This is a genomic window from Streptomyces sp. NPDC050423, from assembly GCF_040655445.1.
Lineage (GTDB): Bacteria > Actinomycetota > Actinomycetes > Streptomycetales > Streptomycetaceae > Streptomyces.
In genome coordinates, this window is record NZ_JBFAJY010000015.1 from 1 (window position 1) to 18,240 (window position 18,240).

General features: G+C 70.4%; 15 protein-coding genes, 1 pseudogene and 1 riboswitch. Of the genes and pseudogenes, 1 reads left to right on the forward strand and 15 read right to left on the reverse strand.

The features are described from left to right. Positions 1 to 82: 82 nt before the first annotated feature. The 9 genes and pseudogenes from AB0I52_RS13630 to AB0I52_RS13670 all read right to left on the reverse strand — a co-directional run. Complete coding sequence (locus tag AB0I52_RS13630) at positions 83 to 1,387, reverse strand: cyclopropane-fatty-acyl-phospholipid synthase family protein (RefSeq protein WP_363072058.1); 1,305 nt, start codon at positions 1,385 to 1,387, stop codon at positions 83 to 85. A gap of 364 nt (positions 1,388 to 1,751) precedes the next feature. Then, positions 1,752 to 3,140, reverse strand: coding sequence for an NAD(P)/FAD-dependent oxidoreductase (locus tag AB0I52_RS13635; RefSeq protein WP_363072060.1), 1,389 nt, complete (start codon positions 3,138 to 3,140; stop codon positions 1,752 to 1,754). 498 nt (positions 3,141 to 3,638) lie between these two features. Then, positions 3,639 to 4,580, reverse strand: a complete 942-nt coding sequence (locus AB0I52_RS13640) for a Ppx/GppA phosphatase family protein (RefSeq protein WP_363072062.1) — start codon at positions 4,578 to 4,580, stop codon at positions 3,639 to 3,641. Positions 4,581 to 4,629: 49 nt separating this feature from the next. Then, positions 4,630 to 5,169: a DUF501 domain-containing protein gene (locus AB0I52_RS13645; protein WP_362954982.1), complete on the reverse strand. Its 540-nt coding sequence runs from the start codon at positions 5,167 to 5,169 to the stop codon at positions 4,630 to 4,632. Between the two features lie 64 nt (positions 5,170 to 5,233). Further along, positions 5,234 to 5,704: a septum formation initiator family protein gene (locus AB0I52_RS13650; protein WP_363072065.1), complete on the reverse strand. Its 471-nt coding sequence runs from the start codon at positions 5,702 to 5,704 to the stop codon at positions 5,234 to 5,236. Between the two features lie 117 nt (positions 5,705 to 5,821). Next, positions 5,822 to 7,108 carry a phosphopyruvate hydratase gene (eno, locus tag AB0I52_RS13655; protein WP_363072067.1) on the reverse strand — a complete coding sequence of 429 codons (1,287 nt, stop codon included), beginning with the start codon at positions 7,106 to 7,108 and terminating at the stop codon, positions 5,822 to 5,824. A 274-nt stretch (positions 7,109 to 7,382) separates the two neighbouring features. Further along, entirely contained in the window at positions 7,383 to 8,129 is a 747-nt protein-coding gene (locus AB0I52_RS13660; protein ID WP_363072069.1) for a transglycosylase family protein, read from the reverse strand. A gap of 4 nt (positions 8,130 to 8,133) precedes the next feature. Further along, positions 8,134 to 8,305: riboswitch (cyclic di-AMP (ydaO/yuaA leader) on the reverse strand. Between the two features lie 312 nt (positions 8,306 to 8,617). Beyond that, on the reverse strand, positions 8,618 to 9,598 hold the full coding sequence (locus tag AB0I52_RS13665) for a transglycosylase family protein (RefSeq protein WP_363072071.1): 981 nt from the start codon (positions 9,596 to 9,598) through the stop codon (positions 8,618 to 8,620). A 105-nt stretch (positions 9,599 to 9,703) separates the two neighbouring features. Further along, positions 9,704 to 10,184: pseudogene (locus AB0I52_RS13670) on the reverse strand (cytochrome P450); the annotation flags it as partial. Between the two features lie 1,078 nt (positions 10,185 to 11,262). On the opposite strand from AB0I52_RS13670, the gene AB0I52_RS13675 reads away from it, so the two are divergent. Beyond that, positions 11,263 to 12,543, forward strand: coding sequence for a cytochrome P450 (locus tag AB0I52_RS13675; protein WP_363072073.1), 1,281 nt, complete (start codon positions 11,263 to 11,265; stop codon positions 12,541 to 12,543). Here the strand turns inward: AB0I52_RS13675 and AB0I52_RS13680 are convergent. The 6 genes from AB0I52_RS13680 to AB0I52_RS13705 form a co-directional block, all read right to left on the reverse strand. After that, positions 12,518 to 13,504, reverse strand: a complete 987-nt coding sequence (locus AB0I52_RS13680; RefSeq protein ID WP_363072075.1) for a nucleoside triphosphate pyrophosphohydrolase — start codon at positions 13,502 to 13,504, stop codon at positions 12,518 to 12,520. The two genes, AB0I52_RS13675 and AB0I52_RS13680, sit on opposite strands and share 26 nt — an antisense overlap. Before the next feature lie 31 nt (positions 13,505 to 13,535). Continuing rightward, positions 13,536 to 14,192 (reverse strand): SurA N-terminal domain-containing protein, encoded by a 657-nt coding sequence (locus tag AB0I52_RS13685; RefSeq protein WP_363072077.1) that lies wholly within the window; start codon positions 14,190 to 14,192, stop codon positions 13,536 to 13,538. Between the two features lie 299 nt (positions 14,193 to 14,491). Then, positions 14,492 to 14,893: a GtrA family protein gene (locus AB0I52_RS13690; RefSeq protein ID WP_363072079.1), complete on the reverse strand. Its 402-nt coding sequence runs from the start codon at positions 14,891 to 14,893 to the stop codon at positions 14,492 to 14,494. Beyond that, positions 14,890 to 15,858: a glycosyltransferase family 2 protein gene (locus tag AB0I52_RS13695; RefSeq protein ID WP_363072081.1), complete on the reverse strand. Its 969-nt coding sequence runs from the start codon at positions 15,856 to 15,858 to the stop codon at positions 14,890 to 14,892. Before AB0I52_RS13695 ends, AB0I52_RS13690 begins: the two co-directional genes overlap by 4 nt. Positions 15,859 to 15,950: 92 nt before the next feature. Beyond that, positions 15,951 to 17,483 (reverse strand): serine/threonine-protein kinase, encoded by a 1,533-nt coding sequence (locus tag AB0I52_RS13700; RefSeq protein ID WP_363072083.1) that lies wholly within the window; start codon positions 17,481 to 17,483, stop codon positions 15,951 to 15,953. Further along, complete coding sequence (locus AB0I52_RS13705; protein WP_363072085.1) at positions 17,480 to 18,103, reverse strand: hypothetical protein; 624 nt, start codon at positions 18,101 to 18,103, stop codon at positions 17,480 to 17,482. Before AB0I52_RS13705 ends, AB0I52_RS13700 begins: the two co-directional genes overlap by 4 nt. Between the last annotated feature and the right edge of the window lie 137 nt (positions 18,104 to 18,240).

Genomic DNA, 18,240 nt, shown 5'->3' on the forward strand with positions numbered 1-18,240 from the left:
GCGTCACCGTGCTCCGCGGCGCTCTCCCCCAGCATCTCCAGGGTGCGCGCCTGCCCCGGCCCTCTGCCGTGTCACGTCCGGCTCAGCCGGTCGCGGACGCCTTCCAGTCGCGGGCGCGCAGCGGCATCCGGGCGGTTCCGCCCGCCGCCGGCCGCACGGCCAGGATCTGGTTGACGCCGATCTTGTTGTGCTCGAAGGAGAGCGCGGAGGCGGCCATGTACAGGCGCCAGACCCTGGCCCGGCCGGGTGAGGTCATCTTCACCGCACGCGGCCACTCCTTCTCCAGGTTGGCGACCCAGCGGCGCAGGGTCAGTGCGTAGTGCTCGCGGAGCGACTCGACGTCGCGGGCCTCGAAACCGGCTTCTTCGAGGGTCGCCACGGTCCGGCCCAGCGGGGCCAGCTCACCGTCCGGGAAGACATAGGCGTCGATGAACTCGTCCACGTGGTACGCGGACTCGTCCTTCTCCGGGCGGCGGGCGATCTGGTGGTTGAGGAGGCGCCCGCCGGGCTTGAGGAGCGCGTAGACGTCGTCGGCGTACTCGCGGTAGCGGACCGAGCCGACGTGTTCCGCCATACCGATGGAGGAGATGGCGTCGTACGGGCCGTCCCTGACGTCCCGGTAGTCCTGGACCCGGATCTCGATCCGGTCGGTCAGTCCCTCTTCGGCGATGCGCTTCCTGGCGAAGGCGGCCTGTTCGGTGGAGAGGGTCACGCCGGTGACCCGGGCGCCGTACTCGCGGGCGGCGTGGATGGCCATGGAGCCCCAGCCGCAGCCGACGTCCAGGAGGCGGTCCCCCTCCTTCAGCGCGAGCTTGCGGCAGACCAGGCCGAGCTTGTCGCGCTGGGCGTCCTCAAGGTTCCCGCCGTCCTCCCAGTAGGCGCAGGAGTAGACCATGGACGGGCCGAGGACCAGTTCGTAGAAGTCATTGCCCACGTCGTAGTGGTGGCTGATGGCCTCCTTGTCACGGCGCTTGGTGTGCAGGGCGCCGGTGCGGCGGCGTACCTCCTCCGGCGGCGGAGGGGGCGGCGGCCAGGGTCCGGCCAGTTGCAGCAGCCCCTTGGCCGCGGCTCGCACCTTCGGGTCGCGGACCGGGTGGACGCGGTCCTTCGCCTCCGCACCGCTGTCCCAGATCAGCCCGGCCACCAGGTCCAGGGCCTCGTACAGATCGCCCTCGATGTCGAGCTCCCCGGCCACCCAGGCGCGGGCGAGGCCCAGTTCGCCCGGTTTCCACAGCAGCCGGCGCAGGGCGCGACGGTTCCTGATGACGAGGGCGGGAGCATCGGGCGGTCCGGATTCGCTGCCGTCCCAGGCCCGGATGCGGACCGGTAGGGGTTCTCCCAGCAACTCCTGGGCGAGAGCGGTCAGCCGCAACGCGGCGTCTGCCATGGCGCACACCTCCGTGATGGTGTTTCCCAACGTGCCCAGACATGCCCACACATGTCTCGGACCACGCCCCGGCACCCGTTGGCACCGCGGCGAGGTACACCCCCCTCAACAGTTTCCGGCGACCGGGCCATCCCGCTACTGCGCAATGGAACGGCAAAATGCCTGTACGAACCATGCATCCGCCGGGCCGCTGGCCCCGGCCCCCCTGTACCGTGCCCCGCCCCGCGCCGTACCGATACGCCGAAGGGGCCGCCCGCACCACGGATGGCGGACGGCCCCTTCGGGCGTTGTGCGACTGCTCCGCGCGGATACGGGTATCCGCGGGCGGACCGGGAGGTGTTGGGCCTCCGGTCCCGGGTGCGCGCTAGGAGGCGGCCTTGGCCTTCTCGCCCACCGGCTGGGCGGCTGCGGGGGCCGGAGCCGGCTTGGCGGCCTCGTAGAACTCCTCGCGCGGCGTCTCCATGGCGCCGAGCGAGACGACCTCGCGCTTGAGGAACATCGCGAGGGTCCAGTCGGCGAAGACCCGGATCTTGCGGTTCCAGGTCGGCATCGCCATGCCGTGGTAGCCACGGTGCATGTACCAGGCGAGGCGGCCCTTGAACTTGATCTTCATCTTGCCGACGACGATCATCGCGACGCCCTTGTGCAGGCCCAGACCGGCGACCGCGCCCTTGTTGGCGTGGCTGTAGTCGGCCTGCGGGAAGCCGCGCATCCCGGAGATGACGTTGTCGCCGAGGACCTTGGCCTGACGCAGTGCGTGCTGGGCGTTCGGCGGGCACCAGGCGTTCGGGTTGCCGGCCTTGCGGCCGACCAGGTCCGGAACCTGGGCGTTGTCGCCCGCGGCCCAGATGTAGTCGGTGCCCTGCACCTGGAGCTTCTCGGAGGTGTCCACGTGACCGCGCGGACCGAGCGGCAGGCCGAAGCGGGCCAGCGCCGGGTTCGGCTTCACGCCGGCCGTCCACACGATGGTGTTGGAGTCGACCTCCAGACCGTTCTTCAGCACCACGTGACCGTCGACGCAGGAGTCCATGGAGGTCGAGAGGAAGACCTCGACACCACGGGACTCCAGGTGCTCCCGGCCCCAGGCACCCAGCTTCGGGCCGACCTCGGGAAGGATCTTGTCGGCGGCGTCGACGAGCACGAAGCGCATGTCCTCGCGCTTCACGTTCGTGTAGTACTTCGCCGCGTCGCGGGCCATGTCCTCGACCTCGCCGATGGTCTCCGCACCGGCGAACCCGCCACCCACGAAGACGAAGGTGAGCGCCCGGCGGCGGACCTCCTCATCGGTGGTCGAGTCAGCCTTGTCGAGCTGCTCCAGAACGTGGTTGCGCAGGCCGATGGCCTCCTCGATGCCCTTCATGCCGATGCCCTGTTCGGCCAGGCCGGGGATCGGGAAGGTGCGCGAGACGGCGCCCATCGCGATGATCAGGTAGTCGAAGGGCAGCTCGTAGGCCTCGCCGACGAGCGGCGCGACCGTGGCGACCTTGCGGTCCTGGTCAATGGTCGTGACGCGGCCGGTGAGGACCTCGGCCTTCGGCAGCACGCGCCGCAGCGGGACGACGACGTGCCGGGGCGAGATGCTGCCGGCAGCAGCTTCGGGGAGGAAGGGCTGGTAGGTCATGTACGAACGGGGGTCGACGACCGTGACGGTCGCCTCTCCGTAGCGCATCTTCTTCAGAATGCGCCGAGCTGCGTACAGGCCTACGTACCCACCGCCTACTACGAGGATCCTGGGACGCTCCGTGGTGCTCATGCCATCGAGTATCCACCCCACCCGGGGGGATACCTCGTGAGCCCCTTCACAAGGTATGCCCCACCCTCTGCTACACTTCGCCGCCCACGTGACCCAGGTCATGCTCCCGGAAGGGAACCACGACACCGTGGCGAACGTTGTTCACCCCCTGTGAGCTGGCCCTTGAGCCGCCGGGCCAGGTGGACCACCCCCTCGGTTCACACTCCCGCAACACCCCCGGAACCGCCCCGTTCCGGCCGCTTGTGACCCCGCACACCCTCCCGGACGCCCGTCCGGAGGAGAAGTCCGCCCCCAGGGGCGCAATTCCTTGTGAAGAAGTTCACGAAGTTCGTCGCGACGTGCCCCGGACCGGGTCCCCCGGGCGGCCCTCAGCGACTCAAAGGTGCAGGCAGGAATGCGTATGAGCGACGTTCCCGCACCTCCCGGCACGGGGCCCCGGGAGCCCCGCGCGGGGGCCCCAGAAGGGCGCTGTGCCGCCCCGGCCCCCGAGGGGGCGCACTACGCGATGGACCAGCCGATCCCGTCGAGGATGTCGTGCTCGCTGACCACGACCTCATGGGCCCCGGTCCGCTCCATGACGGCCAGCAGGATCAGCGCGCCGGAGGCGATCACGTCGACCCGTCCCGGATGCATCGCACCGATCGCGGCACGCTCGGCGTGGGTCGACGACAGGAGCCGCCCGGCGATCGCCCGGACCTGCTCCAGGGAGAGCCGGGAGTGGTGGATCGCCGCGGAGTCGTACTCCTCCAGGCCCAGCGCGATCGCGGCCACGGTGGTGACCGTGCCGGCGAGCCCCACGAGCGTGCCCGCCCCGGTGAGCGGGACGCTCTGCCCGGCCAGGTCCAGGGCGGCGGCGACGTCCGCGCGGATCGCGTCGGCCGCGTCCGGCGTGGGCGGGTCGACGACCGCGCCGTCCCGCGAGAGATGGCGCTCCGTCATCCGGACGCAGCCGATGTCCACGGACCGGGCGGCCCGCACCCGGTCGTCCCCGAGGACGAACTCGGTGGAGCCGCCGCCGATGTCCACGACGAGATACGGCTTCGCGAGGTCGTCGCGGCCGGTGAGCTCCTTGGTGGCCCCGTCGAAGGAGAACTCCGCCTCCTGGTCACCGGTGATCACCTCGGGCTCCACGCCCAGGATGTCCAGCACCCCGCGGACGAACTCGTCCCTGTTCTCCGCGTCCCGGGAGGCGGACGTGGCGACGAAGCGGACCTTCTCGGCGCCGTGCTCCTTGATCACCGCCGCGTACTGCCGGCAGGCGGCGAACGTCCGCTCCAGCGCTTCGGGGGCGAGCCGTCCGGTCCGGTCGACGCCCTGCCCGAGCCGGACGATCTCCATCCGCCGGTCGAGCTCGGCGAACTCCCCGGTGACGGGGTCGGCATCCGCCACCAGCAGACGGATCGAGTTGGTACCGCAGTCGATGGCGGCCACGCGCGTCATGTCTTCAAGCCTCTCCGGCGATTGAGGAGCGGGGGTCCGGGGGGGAACCTCAGCTCTCGTCCCCGCCCGGCGCGCCGCAGGGCGACACGCACGGCCCCTTGCGCCACCACTGCGGCAGCATCGCGATCGCCTCGTCCCCCAGCGGGTTCACCCCAGGACCCGCGGCCAGCGAGTGCCCCACGAGCACGTGCAGGCACTTCACCCGGTCCGGCATTCCGCCCGCGCTCGGGAAGCCCTCCAGCACCTCGATGGCGTCACGCCGCGCGAGGTAGTCCTCGTGCGCCGCCCGGTAGGCGGCCGCCAGCTCGGGGTCCGTACCGAGGCGCTCGGTCATCTCCCGCATGACCCCGTTCGCCTCCAGCGTGCCGATCGCGGACGCCGCACGCGGGCACGTCAGGTAGTACGTCGTCGGGAACGGCGTGCCGTCCTCCAGCCGGGGCTGCGTCTCGACCACGTCCGGGTTTCCGCACGGACAGCGGTGCGCGATGGCCCGCAGCCCGCGCGGCGGGCGCCCCAGCTGCTGCTGGAACGCGGCGATGTCCGCGTCGGTGGGCGCGGTGGACTCGGTCTGAGGAGGGGGCGTTTCCATGCCTGCCTAGGTTCTGATCGGGCTGCTTGAACTGCGGTCGCGCAGATGAACGAGGGAGTACGGGTCAGCCGCGGTCGGCGCTGTCGACGCCGTCCCACAGGTTGGAGTGCCACGGCCGGCCGGACTCGCCCGGCTTTCCGTTGCGCTCCTTGACCGCGTCGGGGTCGACCACCGTGTAGCCGGTCTCTCCCGGAAGAAGGTAATGCAGGTGCTCGCGGGCCAGCCGCTTGACGTAGGCGTCGTCCTGGAGACGCGACTTCTCGTCGCGCAGCTCCTCGGTGCGTGCCTCGGCCTCCTGTGCGAGCCGCTCCTGGTCGGCGATCTCGTCGCGCTGCGACACGTACTGACGCATCGGGTACGCGAGGGCGACGACCAGGGAGCAGACGATCAGGGCCAGGAAGGCCGCCCGGCCGGTGAGCCGGGAGCGGTGCGCCTGACGGCGGTTCTGGGACCTGTAGACGCGGGCTGCGGTCTGCTCACCGAGCAGCCTCAGCCGGGTCGCGGTGGAGAACCGGTCCCGGTCCTTCGCGGCCATGTCTCCGCCTCCCCATTACGCACGTCCGTCCCCGCACACGGTACGGGACCGAGTGCGGGGACGGACGGAGGCCGGGGCGTCGGTCCCGGTCGAGCTTGTCAGCCCTTGCCGTGTTCGTCAGTTCGCGGAGCGGAACCGCGGGAACGCCGAGCGGCCCGCGTACACCGCGGCGTCGTCGAGGATCTCCTCGATGCGCAGCAGCTGGTTGTACTTGGCGACACGGTCCGAGCGGGCCGGGGCGCCGGTCTTGATCTGGCCGCAGTTCACGGCGACCGCGAGGTCGGCGATGGTGACGTCCTCGGTCTCGCCGGAACGGTGCGACATCATGCACTTGAAGCCGTTGCGCTGGGCCAGCTCGACGGCGTCCAGGGTCTCGGTCAGCGAGCCGATCTGGTTGACCTTGACGAGCAGGGCGTTGGCGGAGCCCTCCTCGATGCCGCGGGCCAGGCGCTCCGGGTTGGTGACGAAGAGGTCGTCGCCGACGATCTGCACCTTGGCGCCGATCTTGTCGGTGATGACCTTCCAGCCGGCCCAGTCGTCCTCGTACAGCGGGTCCTCGATGGAGACCAGCGGGTACGCGTCGACGAGCTCCTCGTAGTACTCGGTCATCTCGGCGGCCGAGCGGGACTTGCCCTCGAACTCGTACTTGCCGTCCTTGTAGAACTCGGACGCGGCGACGTCGAGCGCGAGCGCGATGTCCTTGCCCGGGGCGTAGCCGGCTTCCTTGATGGCCTCGACGATGAGGTCGAGCGCGGCGCGGTTGGACTCCAGGTTCGGCGCGAAGCCGCCCTCGTCACCGAGACCGGTGGACAGGCCCTTGGTCTTCAGGACCTTCTTCAGCGTGTGGTAGACCTCGGCGCCCCAGCGCAGGGCCTCGGAGAAGGACTCCGCGCCGATCGGGGCGATCATGAACTCCTGGATGTCCACGTTGGAGTCGGCGTGCGACCCACCGTTGAGGATGTTCATCATCGGGACGGGCAGCAGGTGCGCGTTCGGGCCACCGAGGTAGCGGAACAGCGGCAGGTCCGAGGCCTCGGACGCGGCGTGGGCGACGGCGAGCGAGACGCCGAGGATGGCGTTGGCGCCGAGCGAGCCCTTGTTCTCGGTGGCGTCCAGGTCGAACATGGCCTGGTCGATCAGCCGCTGCTCGGTCGCGTCGTAGCCGACGAGCTCCGGGCCGATCTGCTCGATCACGGCGAGGACCGCCTTCTCGACGCCCTTCCCGTGGTAGCGGTTGGGGTCACCGTCGCGAAGCTCAATGGCCTCGAACGCACCGGTGGAGGCTCCGGACGGAACAGCAGCACGACCCGTGCTGCCGTCGTCGAGGCCAACCTCGACCTCGACCGTGGGGTTGCCCCGGGAGTCGAGGATTTCCCGGGCTACGACGACGTCGATGGACGGCACGAGGCATCTCCTTCTGGGATATGACGCTGGTTGTGCAGGGTCACTTTGGCCTTGCGACAAGAGCCTAACCGGCCCGGCCGTCTCAGTCGGCCGTCCGCCCGTCCCCTGGGACGAAAAAGGACCCAAGAGCAGGCACAGCAGGGCAAACGGCCAGAAATTTACTGGCCAGTAACTACAACAGTTGAACAATCGACGCGGAAAGCGGTGAGCCCCGGCCCGGCCGCACGGGGGGAGGTGCGGCCGGGCCGGGGCGCTCAGCGAGGAGAGTGCCGAACTACTTCACCAGGTGGAGCTGCTGACCCGGGAAGATCATGTCGGCGTCCTTGACGATGTCCTTGTTCAGCTCGAACAGCTTCTCCCAGCCGCCCTTGACGTCGTGGTCGGCCGCGATCTGGCTCAGCGAGTCGCCGGTGACGACCTTGTACTCGCCGTCGCCCTTCTTGACCTTCTCGCCGGTCGGGGTGGTGACGGTCTTCTTCTGCCCGGCCTCGGGGGCGGTCGAGCGGTCCGAGCGGTTGGTGGCGGGGGCCTCGGTGCGCTCGGCCTTCTTCGGCTCGGCCTGCTGGGCCGGAGCCGACTCCTGCTTCGGAGCGGTCTCGGTCTTGGGGGCGGTGGAGCCGGTGTCGACGCCCGGGTCGACACCGTCGTTGCTCAGGTTGCCGGCGCCGGCGCAGGCCCAGGCGCCCGGTCCCTGCATGTCGAGGAGCTTCTCGGCCACAGCGATCTGCTGGGACTTGCTGGCCAGGTCGGCGCGGGCCGCGTACTGCGTACCGCCGGCGGCGGCCCAGCTGGACTGCGAGAACTGCAGACCGCCGTAGTAGCCGTTGCCGGTGTTGATGGACCAGTTGCCGCCGGACTCGCACTGGGCGACCGCGTCCCACGTGGAGACGGAGGCCGCGGAGGCGCCGGTGGCACCCATCAGGGGCACGGCGATGGCGGCACCCGTCACACCGGCGAGCGTGGCGAAACGGACGGCCTTGGACGGGCGGCGGTGCTTGTTGCCCTTGCTGTTCAGCAGCATCGAGACTTCTCCTCACCGACGCCTACGAGGTGAGCTGTCGGGTTCGGGCCAAGTGAGTTGCCCGGTCGCACGTCCTAGCGCACGACTTAACCCCAAGCCGGTCCTGATGCGTCTTGCGACGATCGGGCCCGGCACTTACCTGGGTCCCCCGCTCCTGCCTACGGCGCTTTACGCGTCTGTTCCCTTCGACCGACGGCAGGATTCGGCGTGACGATCGACGGGGCCCGCGGTGCGAGCGGTTCCGACCGTAAACACACGCAACCCCCACATTCAAAGAAGGACATACCGGATAAGCGGTCCATAATTGCATCTGAAAAACACATGTTTGCGCAGGTCGGAAGGGCTGCGGGGGGAGCTCCCGAACAAGACGCGCCAGTTCACGCGAAGAGACCCATGTCTCACTTAGTCAAAAGTGGGACATAGGCCTCTTAAGCGCCCCGGATTTGAGGCGTTTTCGGCTGTTGATCAGACCGCTTCCGCGGCCGCCCTCATCCGGCCTGCACGCCGAGATCGAGGCTCTGGCCGGGAAGGATGAGGTCCGGGTCGGAACCGACCGTCGCCTTGTTGGCCTCGTACAGCTCGGGCCAGCCGCCGGGCAGCTTCTGTGCGTCAGCAATCGCCCAGAGGTTGTCGCCCGGCCGGACGGTGTACGTACCGTCAGCAGCCGGTGCGCCCTTGTCGCGTGCGTCGCCTTCGCCCCGCGAGGCGTGCCGCCCCGAGTCCCGGTCACTGCCCGCTCCCTCCGGGGCGGGCGCGCCGCGGTGCCTGCCGCCCGCTTCCCCGTCCGAGGAGGACCCGTCCGGGGCGTCCGAGGCGTCCGGGGTGCCCGAGGGGGCGGTCGCGCCGGAGGAGCCGGATGCCGAGGGCGTGGCGGACGGGGAGGCCGAGGCGTCCGGCGTACGGTCCTTGTCGGCGGTGTCGGCCGTGGCGTCGTCCGACGGGGCCTTCGTCGCGCCCTTGGACGCGTCGTCCGAGGGGCCGGCGCTCTTTGACGGGGCGGCACTCGCGGACGGGTCCGCACTCTCGGCCGGGTCCGCGCTCTCGGCCGGGTCGGCGGACCGCGTGCTGCCCGGGTCGACGCCGGGCAGGGACCCGTCGACGGCGAGGCCGGAGATGACCGCGCAGCTGGGCCACGCCTTCGGCCCCTGGGCGTCCAGGACCTTCTCCGCCACGGCGATCTGCTGCGAGCGGCTGGCGAGGTCCGCGCGCGGGGCGTAGGACTCGCCGCCGTACGACTTCCAGACCTCCTGCGAGAACTGCAGGCCGCCGTAGTAGCCGTTGCTGAGGTCGGCACTCCACATGCCGCCGCTCTCGCACTCCGCCACCCGGTCCCAGGTCGAGGCGTCGGCGGCGTGCGCGCCGGCCGCGCCGAGCAGCGGGATGGCAATGGCCGAGCCGGTCACGCCTGCGGCGACGATGATCGCGGGTGCCTGCCGAGGGCGACGGTGTCTGCCGTTCGCGGAGCCCATGGGAATGCCTTCCGTGTGACTGACGAGTGACGGGTGAGTCGAACGGTGAACCTAGCGGGACTCGAACGTGTGTCACAAGTCGATGCAGCAGAGATCACGTAAAAGTCACAGAGTTGACAGCGTGTCACCTTCCCTGGAAGTGGGCCCGGGGGTGAACTCCACCGGAAGCGCGCGCAGTCCGCGCATGATGAGCCCGCCACGCCGGCACAAATCGCCAGGTTCCACCGCAAGCCGCAGGTCCGGAAGGCGTTTCAGCAGCGTGGCGAGCGCGGCCTGTCCCTCCAGCCTGGCGAGCGGTGCTCCCAGGCGGTAATGGATGCCGTGCCCGTAGCCGAGGTGCTGATTGTCACGCCGTGCGAGGTCCAGCGTGTCCGGAGCACCGAAGCGTCCGGGGTCCCGGTCGGCGGCCGCGAGGGACCACGAGGACGGGGTCCCCCTCGGCGACCCGCTGCCCGCCGATCGTCAGCGCCCCGTTGGCGAACCGCCAGGTCGCCAGCTCCACCGGGCCGTCGTGACGCAGCAGTTCCTCGACGCCGGTGGCGAGCAGCTCGGTCTCCCCCGCCGCCAGGGACCGCTGGAGCCGCTGGGAGGTCACGGCGTCCCCTTGTCCTTGGGAGCCTCGCTTCCACCAGAAGAGCCGGCGTTCCCACATGGGATTGATCGGGCCCCAGGCAAGGGGCATGCCGGCCCATGACAGCCCCTGCCGGAGCCTGTGGAGCATGCCGGAGAACTGCGCGCGGATGTCGTACTTCGAAGTGAAGTGATTCTTCGACTTCCCGGATGTCGAAGATTTCCTTGCGCTCCAACAGCGTCATGCTGTCGAGGGGCTGGCCGGCGTTGTGCGCGATGCCGACGAGGTTGCGGGCCTGACGCTCGTGCTCCGCGTACGCCTGCAACCACTCTTCGGCGAAGCCCAGCTGCTTGCGGTACTCGGCCGGCTCCTGCTGCATCTCCTTCAACCCCGCCTTGAGTACGAGGGGGTCGACGCCGGCCTTCATGTACGCGGGGACCTGCCGGTGGATGAGGTCCTCCTGCTTCGCGATTTTCCCGGCGAAGTCGGTGACACGCTTCTCGTACTTCTCCCTGTCCCCCGGCCGGCTGCTGACCCACTCGGACGCCCTCACCAGGAGTTGGGATTCGTCTTTCACGAGTTCGGCCAGCTCGGTCCGGACGACGCCTTCGATCTCTGCCGCGTTGGAGTACGGCTCTCCGCAGGACTCCCCCCTTCTTGGTGAGGAGCTCGGCACGCTCCTCGGACAGGATGGGCGGGACGCCGATCTTGACCTGGTCGCCGTGGACGGGGCTGCCGTCTTCTCGCACACTGGACATGATCAGTCCTCCGAGACTGTTCCGTCCCCGGGGTGTTGACGCACCGCCGGGAAGGTTCCGGCCTCATTGCGCTCTACCGAGCGCTTTGGGGCCGGTGCCGTTTTTTGGGAAGCAGCCCACAGGAGTCTTCCCTGTTACTCGTCTGAGTGTTGCGGACAGGACGAGGCGCCCGGGGCCGGGCCCAGGCCGGCCGAGGGCCGCTCAATGGTCCGGGTTACGCCTCGGCTTCCTGCCGTCCGTGTTGCTGCCGCATCCGCCGATGGGGCCCGATACCGACGGCCGGCGAGAAACGCGACGGCGCAGGCCGAACCGCGGACGCCCGATACCGTCGTCACGTGAACCACACCCCGCCGCCAGAACTCTTCACCTGGGAGTTCGCAACCGACCCGTACCCCGCCTACGCCTGGCTGAGGGAGCACAGTCCGGTACACCAGACGATATTGCCCAGCGGTGTCGAGGCGTGGCTCGTCACCCGATACGCAGACGCCCGGCAGGCCCTCGCCGACGGCCGCCTTTCGAAGAACCCCGCGCACCACGCGAAGGACGCCCAGGGAAAGAGCAAAACCGGCATCCCAGGCGAGCGCAGCGCCAACCTCATGACGCATCTGCTGAACATCGATCCGCCCGACCACACACGACTTCGCCGACTGGTCTCCAAAGCGTTCACGCCCCGGACGATCGCCGCTTTCGGACCCCGCGTGCAGGAGCTGGCTGATCGGCTCATCGACGATTTCGCGGAGAAGGGGGAGGCCGACCTGATCCACGCCTTCGCCTTCCCGCTCCCCATCTACGCCATTTGTGATCTGCTCGGCGTACCCGAGGAGGACCAGGACGACTTCCGGGACTGGGCGGGCATGATGATCCGGCACGGCGGCGGGCCGCGCGGCGGGGTCGCCCGGTCCGTGAAGAAGATCCGCGCCTACCTTGCCGAGCTGATCCACAGAAAGCGGCAGAACCCCGGCGACGACCTGATCTCCGGCCTGATCCGGGCCAGCGACCACGGCGAGCACCTCACCGAGAACGAAGCCGCGGCGATGTGTTTCGTGATCCTCTTTGCGGGTTTCGAGACCACCATCAACCTGATCGGCAACAGCGCCCACGCGTTCTTCCGTAACCCCCCGCAGCGTGCCATTTTCCAGAGCGCGGTCCAGCGAGGCGACAGGCACCTCCTGGACAGCGCCGTCGAGGAGCTGTTGCGTTTCGACGGCCCGGTGGAGCTGGCCACCTGGCGCTACGCCACGGAAGCGCTCGAAATCGGAGGACAGCGGATCCGCGAGGGTGATCCAGTGCTCGTGGTCCTCGCAGCGGCTGACCGTGATCCGGCCCGTTTCGCGGAGCCGGACACGCTGGATCTGTCCCGCCGGGACAACCAGCACCTGGGGTACGGGCACGGCATCCACTACTGCCTGGGCGCTCCCCTCGCACGCTTGGAGGGCAGCACCGCACTGGAGACCCTGTTCCGCCGTCTGCCGGACCTCCGGCTGGCTGTGGACCCCGTCGACCTGCGGTGGAGGGGCGGACTCATCATGCGTGGTCTGCGGACACTCCCGGTGGAGTTCACCCCCACGACCGTGTCCGCCGGCCCGGACGTCAGCCGTTGCCCTCCGCCGCCCTGATGGCGTCCCGGTAGGCGCGGCCCGCGGCCCGCAGGGCGGCCTCCGGGTCGATGCCGTCCTCCTGCGCGCGCACGGCCAGCTCCAGGAGCCGGTAGCCGATGCCGTCGGCCTGGCCCTCGTTCTCGCCGTGCGGCTGCGGCAGCGGGACGTCGAGTCCGGCGGTACGGGCCCGGCCGGCCAGCTTCGCCGCGAGTGCCAGGGCGGGCTGGCCGAGCGGCACCCCGTCGGTGACCGACTCGCGCTGCTTCTCGATCGCCTTGGTCCGCAGCCAGTGCGCGTGGACGTCCTCCGGGGTCTCGGCGGTCTCGTCGCCGAAGACGTGCGGATGGCGGTGGATCAGCTTCTCGACGAGCGTGGCGGCGACGTCGTCCACCGAGAACGGCTCCGTCTCGTCCTCCTCGGCGATGCGCGCGTGGAAGACGACCTGGAGCAGTACGTCGCCGAGCTCCTCGCGCAGCTCCTCGCGGTTGCCGTCCTCGATGGCCTCGACGAGTTCGTACGCCTCCTCGATGGCGTACTTGGCGAGGCCCTCGTGGGTCTTGCGCGAGGTCCAGGGGCACTCGATCCTGATCCGGTCCATGACCTGGACCAGATCCAGCAGCCGGGCACCCGGCAGGTCGTACGAGCCGGGCAGCAGCTCCAGGTTCGGCATCCGCACCCGCCCCGAGCCCGCCAGCCTCGCCAGCCCGTCGGTCAGCGGCTGGTTCCCCTCGCCGCCGCTGAGCACCACCACGGTCCGGCCGCCGGCGCAGGCGCCGACGAGCTCCTGTGCGTCGGGGACGGCCGGCTCGACCGTGATGCCCGCCTCGCGCAGATACGGCAGCTGCGGCTGGTCCGGCTCGGCGCACAGCACCCGGTCGGCGGCGTGCAGCGTCTGCCAGGCGGGCCAGGACAGCAGTCCCGGCGCGACCCGGTGGCTGGCGGTGAGCAGGACGATACGGCCGGGGTCTTCAGCGTTCACGCTGCGAATCTACCCGGCCGCCCGGCCGCTGCTACGCCCCGGCCTCCGCGGGCGCCTGGGCGGGCCTGGTGACCTGGTTGATCCAGGGGGCCTTGTAGTCCGCGAGCTGGATCTGCTTGTTGTTCCAGGTGCCGTAGCGCGGGTTGACGTCGACCTTCAGCGCCTTGGACGCCTTCGTCAGCGCGTCGCCGAGGACCTTCGTGCCGGCGGGGGTCGACGGGTCGGCGCCGAGTGCCTGGGAGAGCTTGGTCAGCTGGATCTGCTCGCGCAGGAAGGAGTCGATCTGGCCGGGGGAGATCCAGCGCTCCTGGAGCACCGCGGCCCGCAGCCCCTTCTCGCCCTTGTACTGGGCGACGGCCGACTGGCGCATCTGCTGGATCTCGGCGCGGCTGACGGTGACCCCGGCGTCCGCCGAGGCCCGGTCCAGGACCCGGTCCAGGATGATCCCGTGCAGCTTGGCGCGGGCGAGCTGGCCGGACTGGTCGGCGCCCTGGGCAGGCTGTGCGGAGCTGTCCTGTGCGTCGCGCACGTCCGCCACCTGGGCCTGCACGGTGGATACCGCGATCCGGTCCCCGCCCACGACGGCTGCCGCGCCGGGGCGGGCCTGGCTGCCGCAGGCGGAGAGAAGTGGCGCTGCGAGGAGAGCGGCGGCGGAGACGGTGAGCGCGGTGCGACTGCGGCGGTGCAAAGGAGCCTCCCGAGGAGATTGTGCGGCGGTGCACAAAGCCTTGCGGTGATCGATGCTAGAGCATCCGGCACTTGGGGGGTGGGAAAAGGAGCGGGTCCGGGTGCGTGCAGCTGCAAGGCGGAGGATTGAGGCAACGCGGAGCGTTGTTGATTGACGACAACGCGGCAGATGTGCGTGCCCGGACCCGCGACGCCGCCCCCCGAGTGCCGGATGCTCCAGGGCAGTGGAACCGGTCCGGGCCACTGCTTCGACCAACGATTCGGAAGGAGTTGGGGATGTGGTCTCCCCCGGAGCCCCGGTCAGCGCACCGGCAGGGCCGATTTCGGCGGTTCGTCCGGCCGCAGCATGATCGTGCGCGAGACCACGAAGGTGATCGGGACGGCGGCGGCGGCCGCGGCCAGCGGGGCGTACCGGCTGCTGAATCCGGCCAGGTCGACCAGCAGGTAGACCCCGCCGGTGGTGATGACGAAGTTGGCGGCGTTGGTGAGCGGGAAGAGCAGGAACTTCCGCCAGGTGGGCCGGGTCCGGTAGGTGAACCAGCAGTTGAGGAGGAACGACCCGGTCATGCTGAGCGCGAACGCGGCCACGTGCGCCGCTATGTAGGGCAGCCGGGTCAGCAGGGCGAGGTAGCAGCCGTAGTACGTGCCGGTGTTCACGACGCCCACGAGTGCGAAGCGTGCCAGCTGTGCCTTGACCGTCATCGGCGTACGGACTCCAGGGGTTCCGGCTCCGGGGCCGGCCCGCGGGGCCGGGTGTTGGTGTCCTGCACCAGGTAGTGCGGGCGGCGCTTCACCTCGTAGTAGATCCGGCCGACGTACTCCCCGACCACTGCGACCATCACCATCTGGACCCCGGCGAGGGCGGTGACGACGACGAGGAGGGTGACGTATCCGGGGGTGTCGACCCCCTTCACCAGGGCGACGCCGACGATCCATCCGGAGTGGACGAGGGCGAGGGAGAGCAGCAGCAGGCCGAGGTAGAGCGCGGCGCGCAGCGGCTTGTTGTTGAAGGAGAGCAGCCCGTCGAGTCCGTAGTTCAGCAGATTCCCGAAGGTCCAGGCGGACCGGCCCTCCTCGCGGACGGCGTTCTCGTAGCTGAACGTCGTGGTGGGGAAGCCGACCCAGGCGAAGAGCCCCTTGGAGAACCGGTTGTACTCGGTGAGTTCGAGTACGGCGTCGGCGGCCCGGCGGGAGAGCAGCCGGAAGTCGCCGACCCCGTCGACGAGTTCCACGTCGACGAGGCGGTTGATCAGCCAGTAGTAGGCGCGGGCGGTGAGCGTGCGGGTGACGCGGTCGCCCTTGCGGGTGCGGCGGGCGATCACCTGGTCGTAGCCGTGGGCGTGCTCCTCCAGCATGCGGGCGACGAGCTCGGGCGGGTGCTGGAGGTCGGCGTCCATGATGACGACGGCGTCGCCCTCGGCGTGCTGGAGGCCGGCCAGCATGGCGGCCTCCTTGCCGAAGTTGCGGCTGAAGGAGACGTAGCGGGTCCGTGGATCGGCGGCGGCCAGCTGCCGCAGGATCGGCAGGGTCCGGTCCGCGCTCCCGTCGTCGACGTAGACGAGCTGGAACGCGTGACCCAGGCGGGTCATCTCGTCCGTCACGCGTTCATGGAAGCGTTCGAGAATCTCTTCCTCGTTGAAGCAGGGCACCACCAGCGAGATCAGCACCCATGCAGATCAGCCGGTCAATGTGTCGGGAGCGGATGCCGGGTGTGACCGAGGGGCGGCCATTGGGTGAACTGGCCCGTGGCGCCCGGGATTCAGCCGCCCCGGACCTTCCGGCGGCGGTCCAGTTGGCGGCGCAGTTCGGTGGGCAGCGGGTGGTTCGGCCCGTAGCTGCGCTCGGTGTCGTAGAGCAGCGACTGGAGTCCGCCGATGGCCGCCGCGTGGTCCCCGAGCGCGAGCAGGAGGTGGCCGATGCGGTGGCGGATCTCGTAGGAGCGGGCCGGGTCGTCGCCCGTCGCGTAGCGGTTCTCGTAGTACGGGAGGACGGCGCGGTACTCCGCGAGCGCGGCGGCGGGCTCGCCCAGTTGCTCCAGGCACTGCGCGGTGTCCTGGCGGAACTGGAGCGTCTGCGGGTCGGCGGGTCCGGCCTCGGCGGCGCGGTCGTCCGCGAGGCGGCGCAGTTCGGGCAGGGCGCGGCGGTACTGGCCGTCGTCCATCAGGGTCGCCGCGTACTGCTTGCGCAGGATGCGGACGACCGGGGAGCTCTCGCCGTGCTGTTCCGCGGCGGCCGGGAGGATGCCGCCGAGCAGGTCGACGGCGTGGGTGATCCGGCCCTCGCCGAGCAGTTTCTTGACCTCGTCGACGGCGGCGGCGACATCGGGCCGCGCGGGCGCCGGTGCGGGGCTGCCGGCGGGCGGGGTGGTGACGCGGTCGGGCCACGGGGCGTGCGGGCGCAGGAAGGGGCGGGTCGGGTCGAGCGGTCCGCCGGGCAGTCCGTCGCCCCGGACGGGGAGCAGCGGGGCGAGGCTCTCGTAGACCTCCTGGACGCCGGACGGGCGGTGCTGCGGGTCCTTGGCGAGCAGCCGCAGCACGAGCGCTTCGAGCGCCTCGGGGATGTCGCGCCGGATCTGCCGGACGGGGACCGGCGCTTCGTAGAGGTGGCGGTGGAGCACGCCCAGCGCGGTGGAGCCGGCGAACGGCACGTCGCCGCTGAGGAGTTCGTGCAGCAGGACGCCGAGTGCGTACAGGTCGGTGTAGGGGCCGACGGCACCGCCCATCGCCTGCTCGGGGGCCATGTAAGCCGGGGAGCCGATGGGTGAGCCGGTGTGGGTGAGGCGGGTGGTGTCGGTGTCCAGGACGGAGGCGACCCCGAGGTCAAGGACGAGGACGGTGCCTTCGGGGCGCACCATCACGTTGCGGGGCTTCAGGTCGCGGTGGACGATCGGCACCGCGTGCACGGCGCTCAGGACGGCGCAGAGCTGGGCGGCGACGGCGACGGACCACTGCCAGGGGTACGGGGCGTGCTCGGCGAGATGGTCGGCGAGGTCGGCGCCCTCGACGTAACTCATGACGAGGAAGAGCTCGTCGCCGTCGCTGCCCGCGTCGTGGACGGTGACCAGGCCGGGGTGGTCGACCTGGGCGGTGACCCGGCACTCGCGGACGAAGCGGCGGCGCAGTTCGGCGGCCGCTTCGCTGCCCATGGGGCCGGTGACCCGGTCCGGGCGCAGCAGCTTGACGGCGACCCGGCGGTCCAGTCGCTGGTCGTAGGCCGTCCAGACCTGCCCCATGCCTCCCTGGCCGAGGATGGCCGACAGCTCGTACCGCCCGCCGATGAGGCGGCCGTTCACCGGCCTTCCTCCTTGCGCAGGTAGTCGCTCAGCTCGTCGAGTTCGGCGCGGACCTGGTCGATGCGCTGGGGCTGCGGGTGGGGCTGCTGCGGGTACGGGGTGGGCGGCGGGGCCGGCTGCTGCCCGTACTGCTGTTGCGGGAAGGGCTGCTGCGGGAAGGTCTGCGGCTGGTGCGGGGGCTTCGGGGCGGGGCCCGGCATACCGGTCACCGGGGTGGTGGTCGCGTACGGGTACCCGGGCGCCGGCGGCACGTACCCGCCCATGGCGTGCTGCTTCGCCCCGTGCGGCCCGTAGTGGCGGATGTCCGCGACGAGGTAGTACACGGGAGCGGCCACCATGCTCAGGAGCAGCAGGGGGATGAGGAGGAAGTCGATGCCGTGGGCGTCGCCCTCGTCCCGGCCGATGACCATCAGGATCGCGACGACGGCCGCAAACGCGCCGCCGGTCAGCCACCAGTCGAAGGCCCTGCGGCGCACGATCGCCAGCCGGAGCAGCGGGGCCCAGAGCAGCATCCCGATGGAGAACACCGAGAGCGCGCAGAACAGCACCCGCATCGACACGATCCAGGCCCGCCCCGGGACTCTGGGCGGAGCGGTCGGCGGATAACCCGGCGCGTACATGGCTGCTCCTGGATACCTGGTCGTGGAAGGTCCGCGCACACGGGCGTACGCGCAGCTCCGAGGGTAGAGGGCGGCACCGGCCGGCGGACCGGGGTTGTGCGGAACCGTTGTGGTTCCGCACAACCCCGCGTCCGCTT